This window comes from Streptomyces griseomycini (assembly GCF_014203535.1).
In the GTDB taxonomy this organism is placed as follows: Bacteria; Actinomycetota; Actinomycetes; order Streptomycetales; family Streptomycetaceae; genus Streptomyces; species Streptomyces griseomycini.
In genome coordinates, this window is sequence record NZ_JACHJI010000002.1 from 861018 (window position 1) to 875517 (window position 14500).

A 14500-nucleotide genomic window follows, 5' to 3' on the forward strand; every position below is an offset into this window, starting at 1 on the left:
TGCGCTTTCGCATACGTTCCCGGCCTGTCGGGCGGACGCCGAGTCCTGCCACCGCCCGCACCCACCGATGACCAACTCACTCACGCACGGCAGGAGCGGGGGACCCAGGTAAGTCGCCGGGCCGGCCACACGCCGGAACGGCTCGGGGTGAAGCCGTGCCCTCAGGGGCACGGCCGGGCACTCTCCCGCCCGAACCCGACAGCTCACCTCGCAGGCGTAGGAGAGGAACCCCGCCATGCCTGCTTCCGGTCAGCTCCGCCGCTTCGGCAGCCGCCGCCTCGCCCGTTCCCTCGCCGTCGCCGGCACCGGTGCCGCCGTGGTCGCCCTCCCGCTGTTCGGCGCCACCAGCGCCTCCGCGGCCACCGCGCCGTCCGCCCCGGTCGCCGCCGCCTCCACGACGGCGTACCCGGACAACCTCGACGGCTGGATCCGCGAGTCGCTGGCCGTCATGGCGCAGCACGGCATCCCGGGCTCCTACGAGGGCATCCACCGCAACGTCATGCGCGAGTCCTCCGGCAACCCCGCCGCCATCAACAACTGGGACTCCAACGCCGCCGCGGGCACCCCGTCGAAGGGCCTGCTGCAGGTCATCGACCCGACCTTCCAGGCCTACCACGTGCCCGGCACCGCCTTCGACCCGTTCGACCCGGTCGCGAACATCACCGCGGCCTGCAACTACGCCGCCGACCGCTACGGCTCGATCGACAACGTCTTCGGCGCGTACTGAGCCGTCCGGGCCGTGCGAGCCGCCCGCTGACGGCCGAGCACGGCCGACCCGCCGAACAGCCGCTCGAGGACGACGGCCACGCCGTCGTCCTCGTTCGACGTGGTGACCTCGTCGGCCACCGCCTTCAGCTCGGGGTGGGCGTTGGCCATGGCGACGCCGTGGGCGGCCCAGTCGAACATGGGGATGTCGTTCGGCATGTCGCCGAAGGCGAGGGTCCGCTCCGGGCCCAGCCCCAGGTGCTCGGCGGCCAGCGCCAGCCCGGTCGCCTTGGTGACCCCGCACGGCTGGAGCTCCACCGTCCCCGGCCCCGACATGGTGACCGTGGCCAGCGAACCCACCACCGAGCGCGCCGCCGCCGCCAGCGCGTCGTCCGACAGGTCGGGGTGGCGCAGCAGCACCTTGCTGATCGGCCGGTCCCACAGATCGCCGCGCCGCTCGACCCGCACGGCGGGGAGGGTGGGGTGCGGCATCAGGTAGCCGGGCTCGATCAGCGTCAGCCCGTCGACCCCGTCCTGGTCGACCGCGGCGTACACCTCGCCCACCTCGGCCTCGATCTTGCCGAGCGCGGCCTCCGCCAGCTCCCGGTCCAGCGTGACGGACCACAGCAGCCGGTCCGCGCCGGCGTCGTACACCTGCGCGCCCTGTCCGCACACCGCGAGCCCCGTGCTGCCGAGGTCGTCCAGGAGCGGCCGCACCCTGGGGGCCGGGCGTCCCGTCACCACGAGGTGCCGGGCACCGGCCCGCGCCGCCCGTGCGAGCGCGGCGAGGGACCGGTCGGAGAGGGTGTCGTCGCCGCGCAGCAGCGTCCCGTCCAGGTCGGTGGCGATGAGTGAGAATGCGGTGGGTGCGGCCATGATCAGAGAATACGGACAACGCGCCGGTCCGATTCACCGTGCCGGGTACCGACCGGTTGAAGGCCTCTGCACCGTTTGGCAACAACATGCTCCGCTCTCTACCGTCCACGTGGTCTCGGGCGGTACCTTCCAAGTGTCCAGGGGGGACTTGATCGGGGGGTCAGGTGAGCAGTGGACGCATGCGCGTGCTGAGGCCCGACGAGCTCGGCGAGGGGGAGCGGGAGCACTGGCGGGACCTGCGCGCCGCGACGAACGCACCGCGCAACCCCTTCATGGAACCGGAGTTCACCACCGCCGTGGGCCGGGTGCGGCCCCGGGCCAGGGTCGCGGTGCTGTACGACGGAGCGCAGCCGGCGGGCTTCCTGCCGTACGAGCGGGGCGCGTGGGGGCAGGGCCGGGCGATCGGGCTCGGGGTGTCGGACTGCCAGGGCGCGGTCCTCGCCCCCGGCCACACCGTGGAGACGGGCGAACTGCTGCGGGCCTGCTCGGTGTCGAGCTTCGCCTTCGACAACCTGGAGGCCGACCAGGGGCTGTTCGTGCCGTACGCGGCCGAGGAGCACGCCACCTACGTCATCGACGTGGAGAAGGGCTACGAGACCTACGAGTCGGTGCTGCGCACCCAGTCTCCGAAGTTCCTGAAGACCACCCTCGCCAAGGAGCGCAGGCTCGGCCGCCAGGTCGGACCCGTGCGGTTCGTCTTCGACGAACGCGATCCGGCCGCGCTGCGCACGCTGATGGACTGGAAGTCGGCGCAGTACCGCAGGACCGGGCGGCGTGACCGGTTCGCGCAGGAGTGGATCACCCGGCTCGTGGGCCGCCTCGCCGAGACCCGGGCCCCGCAGTGCACGGGCACGCTGTCGGTGCTGTACGCCGACGACCGCCCCGTCGCCGCGCACTTCGGCCTGCGCTCGGCCTCCGTCCTGGCCTGCTGGTTCCCGGCGTACGACCCGGAGTTCGCGAAGTACTCGCCCGGCCTCGTGCTGCACCTGCGGATGGCCGAGGCGGCGGCGGCCGAGGGCATCGGGATGCTCGACATGGGGCGCGGCACGGCCGCGTACAAGGACTCGCTGAAGACCGGCGAACTCGCCGTCTACGAGGGGGCGGTGACGCGCCCGGGCGTGGGCGCCGCGCTGCACTGGCTGAGCCGCGAGCCCGCGCGCCGCGCGCACGGCTTCGTCCGCGCCCGCCCGCGCCTCGCGTCGCTGGCGTCGCGGACCCTGAGGGGCGCGGCACGGCTGCGCCGGTCGTGAGGAGGGGGGAGGACGCATGTCCCGGAGAGCAGGCGCACGTGCGCGTACGCAGGAGGAGATACGGCGGTTCCTGGCCATCGGCGCGGTACAGGTCGCCGAGCTGGACCTGACCGGTGACGAGGCCGCGCTGAGACCCGGACCGGGCAGTCCCCCGGTGACCCACGGCGAGGTGTTCCTCCTGGTCAGGCGGGTGGGCCGGCCGGTGGGCACGCTGCTGGCGCGGGTGCCGGAGGGGGCGGACCCGAAGGCGGTGCTGACGGAGTCGGCCCGGAGCCTGGGCACGGCGGACGACGCGCACGGGCGGGACCTGCCCGCCGGGGCGCCGCCGTCCAGCAGCGTCGTCGTGGCCACCCGGGAGCGGGCCGGGCAGCTCGCCCGCGCGCTGGACTCGCTCCTCGCGCAGGACCACCCGGACTTCGAGATCGTCGTCGTCGACAACGCGCCCGTCACGGACGGGACGCGCGAGCTGGTGGAGCGGAAGTACGGGGAGCACGTGCGGTACGTGTGCGAGCCGGTCCCCGGGCTGGCGGTCGCCCACAACACGGGGCTCGCCGCGGCCCGGGGCGAGGTCATCGCGTTCACCGACGACGACGTGGTCGCCGACCCCCGCTGGCTCACCGAGCTGACCGCGCCCTTCTCCGCCGACCCCCGGCTCGGCTGCGCCACCGGCCTCATCCTGCCCGCCCGGCTGCGCACCCCGGCCCAGGTCCTGCTGGAGAGCCACGGCGGCTTCGCCAAGGGCTTCGCCCCGACGACGTACGACCCGCAGGACCCGCCCCGCGACGAGCCGCTGTTCCCCTTCACCGCGGGCCGGTTCGGCTCCGGGGCGAACATGGCCTTCCGCACGGACGTGCTGCGCGGCGTCGGCGGCTTCGACCCGGCCACCGGCGCGGGGACGCCCGCCCGGGGCGGCGACGACCTCTACGGGTTCGTGCGCGTCCTCGCGCAGGGGCACCGGCTGCACTACACCCCGCACGCGCTGGTCTGGCACCACCACCGGGAGACCTGGGCCGACCTGGAGACCCAGGCCTACGGCTACGGCGCCGGCCTCACCGCCTACCTCACCGCCGTCCTGGTCAACCGTCCCGCCCTGCTGCCGGCGTTCCTCGCCCGGCTGCCGCGCGGACTGTCCCACGCCCGCGCCCTGACCGCCGTGCGCGAGACGGACGGGGGCGGCACCCCGGGCGCCCACGGCACCCGCACCCATCCGTGGCCGCGCCGGCTGTCGCGTCTGCAGCGCAAGGGGATGGCGTACGGGCCGGTCGGCTACCTGCGGGCGCGGCGGGCGCTCCGGGACGCCGCGGCGCCACCCGCGGCACCACGGGACGCGGCGGGGAGGGGCACGAGATGACGGCGTCGGCGCGGAGACCGGTGGCGGGCGGTGCGCCAGGGGGCGCGGAGCGAGCCGGGGGTCCGGCGATCCCCGTGTTCCTCTACCACGCCGTGATGGACGATCCGCCGGACTGGATCGCCGAGTTCACCGTCACCCCCCGTCAGTTCGCGGCGCACCTCGACGCCGTCGTGGACAGCGGGCGCACGCCCGTCACCATCAGCGCCCTCGCCGACCACCTCGCCGGGCGCGCGCCCCTGCCGCCCCGGCCGGTGCTGCTCACGTTCGACGACGGCTTCGCCGACCTGCCCGGCCCCACCGCCGAGGCGCTGGCCGAGCGCGCGCTGCCGGCCACCGCGTACCTCACCACCGGCGCCATCGCCCCGGGCGGCCGCAGCCTGCTGCCGCCCGCCCCGATGATGTCCCTGGACCGGGTGGCCGAGCTGGAACGTTTCGGCATGGAGATCGGCAGCCACACCGTCACCCACGCCCAACTGGACACGCTGACCGCCGGGCGGCTGCGCGCCGAACTGCTCGACTCCAAGGCCGTGCTGGAGGACGCCCTCGGCCACCCCGTCCCCCACCTCGCCTACCCGCACGGCTACAACAGCCCCCGGGTACGGGCCACGGCCGCCCGCGCCGGGTACGAGACGGCGACCGCCGTCCGGCACGCGCTCAGCTCGGGCCGGGACGAGCGTTACCGCATCGCCCGCCTCATCGTCCGCCGCGGCCACACCCTCGCCGACGTGCGGGCCTGGCTGGCGGGCGACGGCGCGCGGGTCGCCCCGTACCGCGACGGCCCGAGGACGATCGCCTGGCGCTGGTACCGGCGCGCCCGGGCGGCCGTCAACGGGCCGGAGTTCGCGGGGTGAGGGGACCGGAGCCCTGGGGTGACCGGGCCGGGCGGTGGCGCCGTGGCGCACCGCCCGGCCCGGTCACCCCAGCGGCTGGTTCAGGTACGGGTCGGACACCACCTCGCGCAGGCTCGCCCACGCCGCCTCGTTCGCCAGGGCGAGGTTGCAGTGCGGACCGGGGTCGCGGTGGTTCCACTGGAGCGCGGCCTTGACCCCTTCCAGGCTCTTCAGCACCCGCGGCACCTGCGCGTACCACTCGGCCTGCCGCCGCGGGCGCTCCGCGTCGACCGCCGTCCCGAACTCGGAGAGCATCAGCGGCTTGTCGTCGGAGACGTTCTCGCGTATCCAGTCGTGCGTCGCCCTCTGGGTCTGCGCGAAGGTGAGCCAGTCCGTGTCGTGGCACCGGTAGTAGTTGTACTGGTTGTAGCCGATCCAGTCGACGTACTCGTCCCCCGGATACATCCGCTCGAACAGGTCGGCGTGGTTCAGGTACCCGGTGATGATCCAGGTCCACACCACGTTGTCGACGCCCAGCTCCCGGAACCGGTCGTGGATGTGCCGGTACGCCTTCACGTACTCCGCCGGTGTGCCGTTGTCCGGGGTGCGCGTGTCGGCCTCCAGGTCGAAGGAGAGGAAGACCTTCTTCCCGGTGCGCTCCCCGTAGTCCTTGATGCGCCGCGCCTGGACGTCGATGACGGACGCGTCCAGCTCACCGGCCGCGATCTCCTTCCACGTCGGCTGCTGGCTCTTCGTGCCGCCCCACCACTTGCTCTCCCAGGACAGCAGCAGCATGCGGTCCTCGCCGACGCGCTGCTCCTCCGGGGTGAGCAGCTGCCCCTCCCTGCGGGCGCCCTCGGGCACGGACATGTCGTGGTACGTGTAGACGATGTCGAGCTTGCGGCCCACGCGCTTCTCGTAGGCCGCCACCTTGTCCTCCAGGTCGGACCGCTCGTGCGGGACGAACGCGCCGAACCAGGCGCCGCAGGGCGGCTCGAGCAGGGCGGTGGGCCGGCACCTCTCTCCCATCGCGGAGGGCTGCGGGCCGGACTCCGACGGTCCGGACGCGTCCCGGAGGGCGAGCCCGGCGACCAGGACGGCGCCGACGACCGTGGCGGACGTGATCAGCAGCCGACGGCGCTTCGACGTCGGCTGCTGCCCCGGTTCCGGTCCCGGCCTGCGGTGCCGGCCGGGACCGGTGTGCGCGCCGGGGTCACGGCGAAAGGGACGGGTGAACCTCACGGAGCAGAACCCTCCTGTGTCCTCGGCGTCGGCGGGGAGGCGCCGCGCAGCCGCGGGCAGAACGCGGCGAGCGTGGTCAGCAGCGTCAGGGCCAGCAGCACCCGCTGCGCGCTGAAGGTGTGGGTGGCGATCAGCGCCGTCGCGACGATCATCACCGCGCCGACGCTGAGGAGGACGATCAGCATCAGCCGTTCCAGCAGGTCGGACCGGCGGGCGAAGCCGGGGTCGCGCCGCTCGACCGGCCCCCGCGCGGCTCTGACGCGCAGCGCCGGACCGCAGAGACCGACCAGTGCCGCGCCGGGGCCCGCGGCCAGGAACACGACGACCGCCGCGCCGCGCAACGGCGAACCGCCGGGCAGGGCGAGCGCGGCGAGCGCCAGCCAGCCGCCGAACGGCGGAAGCATCCGCACCACGAGTTCCTGCGGTGTCATCGCTCCGCTCCTCCTTCGCGCCTCAGTTCGTAGACCGCTCCGGCGCCGTTCTCCGCCACCAGCCGGAAGAGCCCGGAGCCCGCCACGGACTCCTGGACGCGGTCCAGCTGGGCCCCGGTGAGCTGTCCGTTCATCTCGGAGTTGGCCCGCTGCCCCTGCGTCAGCAGGAGGTAGGCCCGGCCCGGGTGCTCCACCCCGGCCATGTCGCGGGCGAGGGTGGCGGCCGGGTCCTTCACGATCTCGTCGACGTGGCGCCGGTCGTCGTCGAGGAACCAGTAGTGGTCGATGGTCCCGTACGAGGTGTAGGCGAGCGGGTAGTTGCGGTTGGCGGCGACGACCATCGAGCCCTCGGCGGCCCGGTCGAAGAGCTGCCGCACCAGGGCGACCTCCTGCGGCGGGAAGTAGTTGATCCGGTCCTTGCCCGAGTAGCTCGGCACGAAGGCCAGCGTCCCGGCGAGGAGCACGAGCAGCGGGCCACCGACGCGGACGCCCCGGCGGGCGGCCGGAAGCAGCGGCCTCCGCCCGGTGGCCGGCGCGGAAGGGCTCACGCCCGTCCTGCGGGCCTCCGTACCGGTCCCGGCCTCGGCCTCTGCGGCGAGGGTGCGCACCTTGGGCAGCAGCGCGGCGGCGGCGAAGAAGGCGGCTCCGGGCAGCATGAACATCAGTACCCGGAAGATCATCTCGCTGCCGTAGCTGCTCGCCACGAACATCGGCAGCGGGGCCGCCGCGACCAGCAGCAGCGGCATCGCCCGGTGCCGCAGCACGCGCTGCCGCCACACCCCCGCCACCGCCAGCAGCAGGACCGAGCCCGACAGCAGCCGGGCCGCCCAGGAGGTCGCCACCGCCCCGGTACCGGTCGGAGTGGCGCCGTACCCGGTGGCGACGTTGCCGCCGACGTCGCCCACGGAGCGGATCATGTCCGGCAGCGCGGCGGACAGGAAGGGCAGCGCGGCCGTCAGGCACCAGGCCAGGAAGATCACGACCGTGGTGACGACCGGGACCCAGTCCCGGTGGCGGCGGAGCAGGCACAGGGCGAGCAGCGAGACGACCAGCATGCCGGGGGTGAGCTGGTGCGAGATGACGATCGCCACCACCATCACGCTGACCACCGCCGTCCAGACGGCCTGCCCCTGCCGCCCGGGGCCACCGCCGGAGCGGCCGTACCGGCGCAGGACCACGGCCAGCACCCCGAGGTGCAGCACGAAGGCCACGGACTGCGGCGAGAAGTAGTCCTGCCCCACCCAGTTGGCGACGCAGAAGAGCCAGACCGCGGTCCAGACCAGCCGGCGGTCCTCGGTGAAGGTGCGGTAGACCAGCAGCAGCGGGAGCAGCAGCGCCAGGCTGGAGACCAGCGGCCACCACGCCATGTACATCGCCGCCGACTCCACGCCCAGCAGCCGCACCAGCGCGGCCTGGGCGGCGAAGAAGCCGGGCCACTGGTCGTACACCGCCATGTCACCGATCTGGTCGGCGGTCTGGAGTTCGCCGGCCGTCAGCAGGTGCTCGACGACACCGTCGTGCTTCCACGCCCAGGCGTACAGCGGAGTCGGGTAGAGCACCGCCTGCGTGGCCCGCTCCATCACCAGCAGGCCGAGCACGTACGCCGCCGACCAGCCGCCGGACCGTCGCGGATCGCGGACCGTGAGCCAGAAGCCGGTGGTGAGGACGGCCAGGCCGGCCCAGAAGCTCGGGTGGAGCGCGGTGACGAGTCCGAAGTCGTCGAGCCGCGACACGTCGGTGTGCCGCACCGCGTACGCCCACAGGGCGAGCGCGGCGAGCAGCGGGACGGCGGGCCACGCGGCGAGGCCACGCCGCCCGGACCAGACGGGCGGAAGGTCGGAGAGGTCCGTCACGGGCTCATGGGCGGGGCTCGACGCCTCCGATGGGGAAGGGGGCTGCGACCCGGTCCGCTCGTTCCGCGCATGCGGTCCCGGGTCCGCCGCGTCGCGCACGTCCGGTGCGTGCGCACGCTCCGGCGCGGCTTCGTCGGGGGTGACCGGCTCGGGCGTGCTCTCCGGCGCGGCTTCGTCGGGGGTGGTCGGCTCGGGCGTGCTCTTCGGCGCGGGCTCGGACGCGGATCTCTCCCGCGGAGTGGTTGGCGGACGCACGGTGGTTCCCCCCTGGCGGTTCGGCTCGAAGCTTGATCAGTCCTTGGTTCGGCCGTTCGGCTGTCTGCGGCGGTACGACGCCACCGCCGACGCGGCACGGCGGAGCGGCGGAAGCAGGACGAGCGGGACGACCACGGCGAGTACGGCGAGTACGGCGAGCAGCAGGGGGGTGACCGGCGCGAGCGCGTCCCGCCACACCCAGCCGCCCACCGCGACGAGATACAGAACCCCCCAGCGCCCCGGCCACGACAGCCGTCCGCCCGCACTCGCGAGCAGCAGCCACAGGGGGACGAGGCACAGCAGCTGGCAGAGCGGCGGCCCCCAGCGCAGCAACGGACCGGGTCCGTCGAGGCCCATCGCGTCCGCGAGGAAACCGGCCGTCTCCGAGTACAACGCCCCACCGCCCGGCCTCGGTTCCCAGCCGAGGGCGGCGGGCGCGGTGTGCAGGGCGACCAGGGCGGATCCCAGCGCGGCACCGGGCAGCCAGGGGTCGGGGCGTGTGCACAGCGTCACCGAGGCGACGAAGACGAGGAGCAGCGCGCCCCCTGCCGCGAGTGCCGCGAGCGGCAACCCCTCCAGCAGCTGCCGGCCCGTGAGCTCGTCACCGCGGGTTCCGTCGGGCCGGGGCAGTTCGCGCACCGACGCCCAGAAGACGAGGGTGGCGAAGGCGAGCAGGGTCCAGAGGCCGCCTCTCAGCCGCCGTTCCGTCCCGTCGTCCGACGGCGCCGGAGGGGCGGGGTCCGGCGCGTCCGCCGGCACGTCCGTGGAGGAGTGCGCCTGCTCCGCCCAGGGGGCGCTGCTCACCTCCGCCGGCCCTCGCTCCTCCCGTACGTGTCCGTCTGACGGGGTGTCGGCGGCCCATGCGGGCCGGCCGGGGCGCGGCGCCGCGCTCCGCGGCGGGCGGCGGCCGTCCCGCGGCACGGCCGCACTCGCGGACCGGTCCGCCCCGTCCCGGTCACGCGGCTCGTCCCGCGCGACCGGCTCCCGCTCCCGGTGCTCCCCGTGCTCCTTCTGCTCCGTCTGCTCCCGGGCCGGTTGTTCGTCCCGCTCGTGCTCGTCACGGGCGTGCTCGTCCCGCTCGGCCGCCTCGCCGGCGCCGTCCCCGCCGCTCGTCTCCGCCTGCCGGGCCGCCCCGGGCGCGTCGGTCCCGGTCCCTGGTGCGTGCGGTGCCTCCGGAGCGTGCGGCCGCGCGATGAACGCCAGCGTGTCGGCCTGGAACGCCTCCCGTTCGTACCCGGGGCTGCCGATGAACAACGTGACCGTGTCCTCGCCCGCCTCGCCGTCGTCCCCGTCCTCGTACGCCGCCCGGCGGGCCCAGCCCGTGCCGTACCCGGCGGTGGCGTTCAGCCGCGCCCAGCGCGTGCCGTAGTCGGGGCCGACGGGGGGCCGGTCCACGGGGCCGGGTTCGGTCCTGCCGCGCAGCACCGAACGCAGCCCGAACACCGAGACGACCGCGATCAGCGTCATGCCGATCAGCACCGCCCACCCGGCCCCCGCGATCCCCGCCGGGGTGAACAGCACGGCCGCGCTGCCCAGCACCAGCACGCACATGGCCCCTTGGAGCGCGGCGAGCACACCGGTGCGCCCCTGCACCCGCAGCACCCCGATGTACAGCTCGACGACCACCCTGGGCAGCGCCCCGAGCGCCAGCAGCCGCAGCACCGTCGAGCCGCGCTCGGAGTAGTCGGCGCCGAACGGCATGAGGATCTGAGGCGCGAAGACCACCAGCACCAGCACCACCGGCACCAGCAGCAGGGCCATCCTGCGCAGCGCCCCCCGCACCCCGTCGGCGAGCTGGCGCGGGTCGTGCGAGGCGTGGGCGGTGAGCGACGAGGCCATGTTGATGGCCATGAACTCCATGGTGCCGCCGACGGTGTACGCCACGTAGAAGTAGCCGTTCTCCGCGGCGCTGAAGCGGACCGCGACCATCATCGGCAGCAGGTTGATCATCGCCAGGCTGAACAGGGCCCCGAGCGAGTCCCCGGCCAGGAAGCGGCCCATGTCCCGCAGTCGCGGCGGTTGCACGTCCCGGTCGGCGGCGGCCTGCCGCGGGATGAGCCGGCGGAAGACGAGCCAGCCGAGCGGCAGGGTGGAGAAGGCGATGGCCACGGCCCAGGACACGAAGATGCCCAGGACGGGCAGCGCGCCGGCGAAGACGGCCAGGAGGACCAGTTTCCCGACGGAGAAGACGGCGTTCCCGACCGGCACCCACTCGGCCTTGCGCAGTCCCGTCAGCACCCCGTCCTGGAGCGTGAGCAGCGCCCAGGCCACGCACGCCGCGACGAACAGCGCCCCGGCCACCGGTGTGCCGAGGGGTGCGTAGGACGCTCCCCACCGGTCGAGCGTGAGCAGGAAGACGCCCGCGGCCAGGGTGACGACCAGCGAACTCGCCCCGTACACGCCCCACACCAGGCGTCCCGTCTCGCGTCCCGCGCGCGGGACGAAGCGGACCACGGCGCCGATCATCGTGGTCGCCGTGACGCTGGCGAGCAGCCGCATCGCGGCGATCGCCGCGGAGCCCTGGCCGACGGCCTCCTCCGAGTAGTAGCGGGCGGCCACCAGCCAGAACCCCAGACCGAGGACGGCGGACACACCCGTGCTGAGCATCAGGAAGTAGGCGTTCTTGAACAGGGATTCGGAACCGGACGTGTTCCCGGCAGGCCGGGGCCCGCCGTCGGCGCGCGCCGCGGCGGGCTCGTGCACCTGGATCTCAGCCACGGGACGGTCCCAGCTCCTTCGCCGTCACCGTCGCCGTCCCCGGCCGCACCGCACCGCTTCCCCCGTCCGGCGCCGGGACCCGCGCCCGGTCCGGCGGCGGGGCGCTCCACCGCGTCAGGCGCTCCGGCGGCTCGGCCGGCCGCGCCCCGGACTCCTCCAGCACCTCGACGGCCTCCCGTGCCCGCAGCGGATCCACCGGCAGCGCGTGCCGCGCGAACCAGCGTGCCGCCTCCGGAGCGGGCGACAGGTCCGTGAAGTCCTCTCCCGCGTAGTCGTCGAGCGGCGGGTCGTAGAGGTAACCGACGACGATCCCGCGGCGCGCCAGTGCCGCGATCGCCGCGTCCCGGTCCGCCACGAGCAGCGGCACCCGGAACAACGGCTGCGCCCCGCTCCCGTCACGCGGCCGGGCCCACCGCGTCGCCAGCAGCAGCTCGGTGCCCTCCCGGGACGCCTCCAGCACCTCGTCCAGCCGCCCGAGCCGGCGCCGGATCCGCCGCAGCCGCAACGGGCCCGACTCCCGTCGGTAGGTGTGCATGTCGACACGGACCCACGGGTCGTGCGCGGCCAGGTCCGGGGCCGAGCCGACGGCGCGGGCCAGGGCGTCCGGGCGCAACGGCATCCTGATCCCGTCGCGCTCCGTCAGCCCCAGCAGCCGCAGTGCGGCCCAGGCGGCCCGCCGCAGCCCCAGCCCCCGCACGGCGGCCTCGGCGTACGGCCGTGCGGCGTAGGCGAGTTCGGACGCCGCCCGGCGCGGGGTGAGGAGCCGGTCGCAGGCCTCCCGCAGCGCCGCTCCGAGGTCCGGGTCGGCGAACGACAGGATGCCCCCCGCCTGCGCGCCGACGTGCTTGGAGAGGCTGAAGACCGAGGCGTCGCCCCAGGCCCCGACCGGCCGGCCGCCGACCTCGCTGCCGATGGCGTGCGCCGCGTCCTCGATCAGCGGAACGCCCAACGCGTCACAGCGCGCCCGCAGTTCCGGAGCCGGGTCCGGACTGCCGTACAGGTTCGTCGTCAGGACGGCGGAGAGCGACCCCCACACGTCGTCCGGCACGGCGTCGACGTCGATGGACGCGTCGAGCGGGTTCAGCGGCGCCTGCACCGGCCGCAGCCCCGCCGCCAGCACGACGAAGAAGATGACGTCGTCGTTGACCGGCGACATCAACACCCGGCCGCCCGGCGGGCACCAGTGGCGCAGCGCCACGTAAAGCCCGAATCTGCACGACGGCACGTACACGCATTCCCGGCCGAGCCGGCCGCGCATCGTCTCTTCCAGCCGTCTCGGCTGCGAGCCGGAGCGCACCGAACCCGGGCCGGCCTCCCCAATGGCCATCAGCCCCCCATGTGTGCCATCGGAACCGCCCCCTCCCCGAGGCCTTCCGGCACCCGCCCAGAGTCGCCCCGTTCGCACCACTCCGTCAAGATTGCATCGCGTCCTGTGGATAACTTCCGGTACGCAAGAGGAAGCGGTGCCTGCGCCCCTTCCTCCGTCGTGCGCCCCGCCCACCGGCCCTTCCGCCCCCGCACCACCACGCCGCCTCTGCCCAAGACCGCCGTCTCACCCGTAACGTGTGGCACGGCCACGAACACGTGGAACACCCGCGAGCACCCGCGCACACGAAAGAGAGGCAGCACCCGATGCCCCCCTTCGATGTCCCCGAGGGCGATCCCTTCGGCCCGCACAACCTGCCGTACGGCGTGTTCTCGCCCCCCGGCTCGTCGGAGCGGACCGTGGGCGTCCGGCTGGGCGACCACGTCCTCGACGCCGGTGCGGCGGCCCACGCCCTCGGTTCCCCCTACGCCTCCCTGCTCGCCCGCCCGACCCTGAACCCGCTGCTGGCGGCGGGCCGTACGGCCTGGTCGGACGTGCGGCGGGCGCTCACGGCGTGGGTGACCGTCCCGGCGCACCGGGAGACCGTCGAGCCCCTGTTCCACCCGTTGTCCGAGGTGACCCTGCACCTCCCCTTCGAGGTCGCGGACTACGTCGACTTCTACGCCTCCGAGAACCACGCCCGGAACGTCGGACAGATCTTCCGCCCCGACGCCGCCGACTCCCTGACCCCCAACTGGAAGCACCTGCCGATCGGCTACCACGGCCGCTCCGGCACGGTCGTGGTGTCCGGCACCGACGTCGTACGGCCCTCGGGCCAGCGCAAGGCGCCCACGGACCCCGCCCCGGTCTTCGGCCCGTCCGTCCGGCTGGACATCGAGGCCGAGGTCGGCTTCGTGGTCGGCGTGCCGTCCGAGCTCGGCCGGCCGGTGCCGCTCGGCGACTTCCGCGACCACGTCTTCGGCCTCTGCCTCCTCAACGACTGGTCCGCACGCGACGTCCAGGCCTGGGAGTACGTCCCCCTCGGCCCGTTCCTCGGGAAGTCCTTCACCACCTCGGTGTCGGCCTGGATCACCCCGCTGGACGCCCTGGAGGAGGCCCGCGTGGCGCCGCCGGAGCGCACCCACGCGCTGCTGCCGTACCTGGACGACGCGGACGAGGAGCCCGCCGGCTACGACCTGCGGATCTCGGTGGCCGTCAACGGCCACGTCGTCTCCGAACCCCCCTTCTCCACCATGTACTGGACGGCCGCCCAGCAGCTCGCCCACATGACCGTCAACGGTGCCTCCCTGCGCACCGGCGACCTGTACGGATCCGGCACGGTGAGCGGCCCCGCCGAGCGGGAGCGCGGGTCGCTCCTCGAACTGACCTGGAACGGCCGCGACCCCCTCGAACTGCCCGACGGCAAGCGGACGTTCCTGGAGGACGGCGACGTCGTGACCCTGTCGGCCTGGGCACCGGGCCCGGACGGCGCCCGGGTGGGCCTCGGCGAGGTCACGGGACGGGTGGTCCCCGCGACCTGACCCTTCCGGTCCTTCCCGATCCGCGACGCCCCCTGACTCACACCGCCCTTCGCCGTCATACTTGGCGTCGGGCGGTGTGCGCACGCGCACCACGCCGTCCTCACCCCACGCACGACCGCACGCCCCCTGCACGACCCCGAAG

General features: G+C 74.4%; 11 protein-coding genes and 1 riboswitch. Of the genes, 5 read left to right on the forward strand and 6 right to left on the reverse strand.

What is annotated here, in order from left to right; all coding sequences use genetic code 11:
• Positions 1-67 precede the first annotated feature (67 nt).
• A riboswitch (cyclic di-AMP (ydaO/yuaA leader) is annotated at positions 68-230 on the forward strand.
• A 5-nt stretch (positions 231-235) separates the two neighbouring features.
• The gene (locus tag FHS37_RS08520; RefSeq protein WP_184818639.1) at positions 236-727 is read left to right on the forward strand and encodes a transglycosylase SLT domain-containing protein; all 492 of its coding nucleotides are present in this window, start codon (positions 236-238) and stop codon (positions 725-727) included.
• On the opposite strand, the gene FHS37_RS08525 is transcribed toward FHS37_RS08520, so the two are convergent.
• Positions 691-1581 (reverse strand): HAD family hydrolase, encoded by an 891-nt coding sequence (locus FHS37_RS08525; RefSeq protein WP_184818641.1) that lies wholly within the window; start codon positions 1579-1581, stop codon positions 691-693. The two genes, FHS37_RS08520 and FHS37_RS08525, sit on opposite strands and share 37 nt — an antisense overlap.
• A 179-nt stretch (positions 1582-1760) precedes the next feature.
• On the opposite strand from FHS37_RS08525, the gene FHS37_RS08530 reads away from it, so the two are divergent.
• The 3 genes from FHS37_RS08530 (at position 1761) to FHS37_RS08540 (ending at position 5033) form a co-directional block, all read left to right on the forward strand.
• A complete protein-coding gene (locus FHS37_RS08530) occupies positions 1761-2831 on the forward strand; it encodes a GNAT family N-acetyltransferase (protein ID WP_184818643.1) in 1071 nt (356 codons plus the stop codon).
• A gap of 16 nt (positions 2832-2847) precedes the next feature.
• Complete coding sequence (locus tag FHS37_RS08535; RefSeq protein ID WP_184818645.1) at positions 2848-4182, forward strand: glycosyltransferase family 2 protein; 1335 nt, start codon at positions 2848-2850, stop codon at positions 4180-4182.
• A gap of 95 nt (positions 4183-4277) precedes the next feature.
• Positions 4278-5033: a polysaccharide deacetylase family protein gene (locus FHS37_RS08540; RefSeq protein ID WP_229889779.1), complete on the forward strand. Its 756-nt coding sequence runs from the start codon at positions 4278-4280 to the stop codon at positions 5031-5033.
• Between the two features lie 63 nt (positions 5034-5096).
• Here the strand turns inward: FHS37_RS08540 and FHS37_RS08545 are convergent, their stop codons facing one another.
• The 5 genes from FHS37_RS08545 to FHS37_RS08565 all read right to left on the reverse strand — a co-directional run bounded on the left by FHS37_RS08545 (position 5097) and on the right by FHS37_RS08565 (position 12838).
• Positions 5097-6254, reverse strand: coding sequence for a glycoside hydrolase family 26 protein (locus tag FHS37_RS08545; RefSeq protein WP_229889778.1), 1158 nt, complete (start codon positions 6252-6254; stop codon positions 5097-5099).
• Positions 6251-6685 carry a hypothetical protein gene (locus FHS37_RS08550; protein ID WP_184818649.1) on the reverse strand — a complete coding sequence of 145 codons (435 nt, stop codon included), beginning with the start codon at positions 6683-6685 and terminating at the stop codon, positions 6251-6253. The genes FHS37_RS08545 and FHS37_RS08550 overlap by 4 nt, the downstream gene beginning before the upstream one ends.
• Entirely contained in the window at positions 6682-8538 is a 1857-nt protein-coding gene (locus tag FHS37_RS08555) for a glycosyltransferase (protein ID WP_184818651.1), read from the reverse strand. The genes FHS37_RS08550 and FHS37_RS08555 overlap by 4 nt, the downstream gene beginning before the upstream one ends.
• Positions 8539-8829: 291 nt before the next feature.
• Positions 8830-11511: a lipopolysaccharide biosynthesis protein gene (locus tag FHS37_RS39225; protein ID WP_229889777.1), complete on the reverse strand. Its 2682-nt coding sequence runs from the start codon at positions 11509-11511 to the stop codon at positions 8830-8832.
• Positions 11504-12838 (reverse strand): DegT/DnrJ/EryC1/StrS family aminotransferase, encoded by a 1335-nt coding sequence (locus tag FHS37_RS08565; RefSeq protein ID WP_184818653.1) that lies wholly within the window; start codon positions 12836-12838, stop codon positions 11504-11506. The genes FHS37_RS39225 and FHS37_RS08565 overlap by 8 nt, the downstream gene beginning before the upstream one ends.
• Positions 12839-13143: 305 nt before the next feature.
• Between FHS37_RS08565 and fahA the strand changes: the two genes are divergently transcribed.
• On the forward strand, positions 13144-14358 hold the full coding sequence (gene fahA / locus FHS37_RS08570) for a fumarylacetoacetase (protein WP_184818655.1): 1215 nt from the start codon (positions 13144-13146) through the stop codon (positions 14356-14358).
• Positions 14359-14500: the final 142 nt, after the last annotated feature.

Bases quoted from the DNA above. Each gene is read 5' to 3' on its own strand.
- FHS37_RS08520 (WP_184818639.1), top strand. From the start codon at position 236: ATGCCTGCTTCCGGTCAGCTCCGCCGCTTCGGCAGCCGCCGCCTCGCC.
- FHS37_RS08530 (WP_184818643.1), top strand. From the start codon at position 1,761: ATGCGCGTGCTGAGGCCCGACGAGCTCGGCGAGGGGGAGCGGGAGCAC.
- FHS37_RS08540 (WP_229889779.1), top strand. From the start codon at position 4,278: ATGGACGATCCGCCGGACTGGATCGCCGAGTTCACCGTCACCCCCCGT.
- FHS37_RS08550 (WP_184818649.1), bottom strand. From the start codon at position 6,685: ATGACACCGCAGGAACTCGTGGTGCGGATGCTTCCGCCGTTCGGCGGC.
- FHS37_RS08525 (WP_184818641.1), bottom strand. From the start codon at position 1,581: ATGGCCGCACCCACCGCATTCTCACTCATCGCCACCGACCTGGACGGG.
- fahA (WP_184818655.1), top strand. From the start codon at position 13,144: ATGCCCCCCTTCGATGTCCCCGAGGGCGATCCCTTCGGCCCGCACAAC.
- FHS37_RS08535 (WP_184818645.1), top strand. From the start codon at position 2,848: ATGTCCCGGAGAGCAGGCGCACGTGCGCGTACGCAGGAGGAGATACGG.
- FHS37_RS08565 (WP_184818653.1), bottom strand. From the start codon at position 12,838: ATGGCCATTGGGGAGGCCGGCCCGGGTTCGGTGCGCTCCGGCTCGCAG.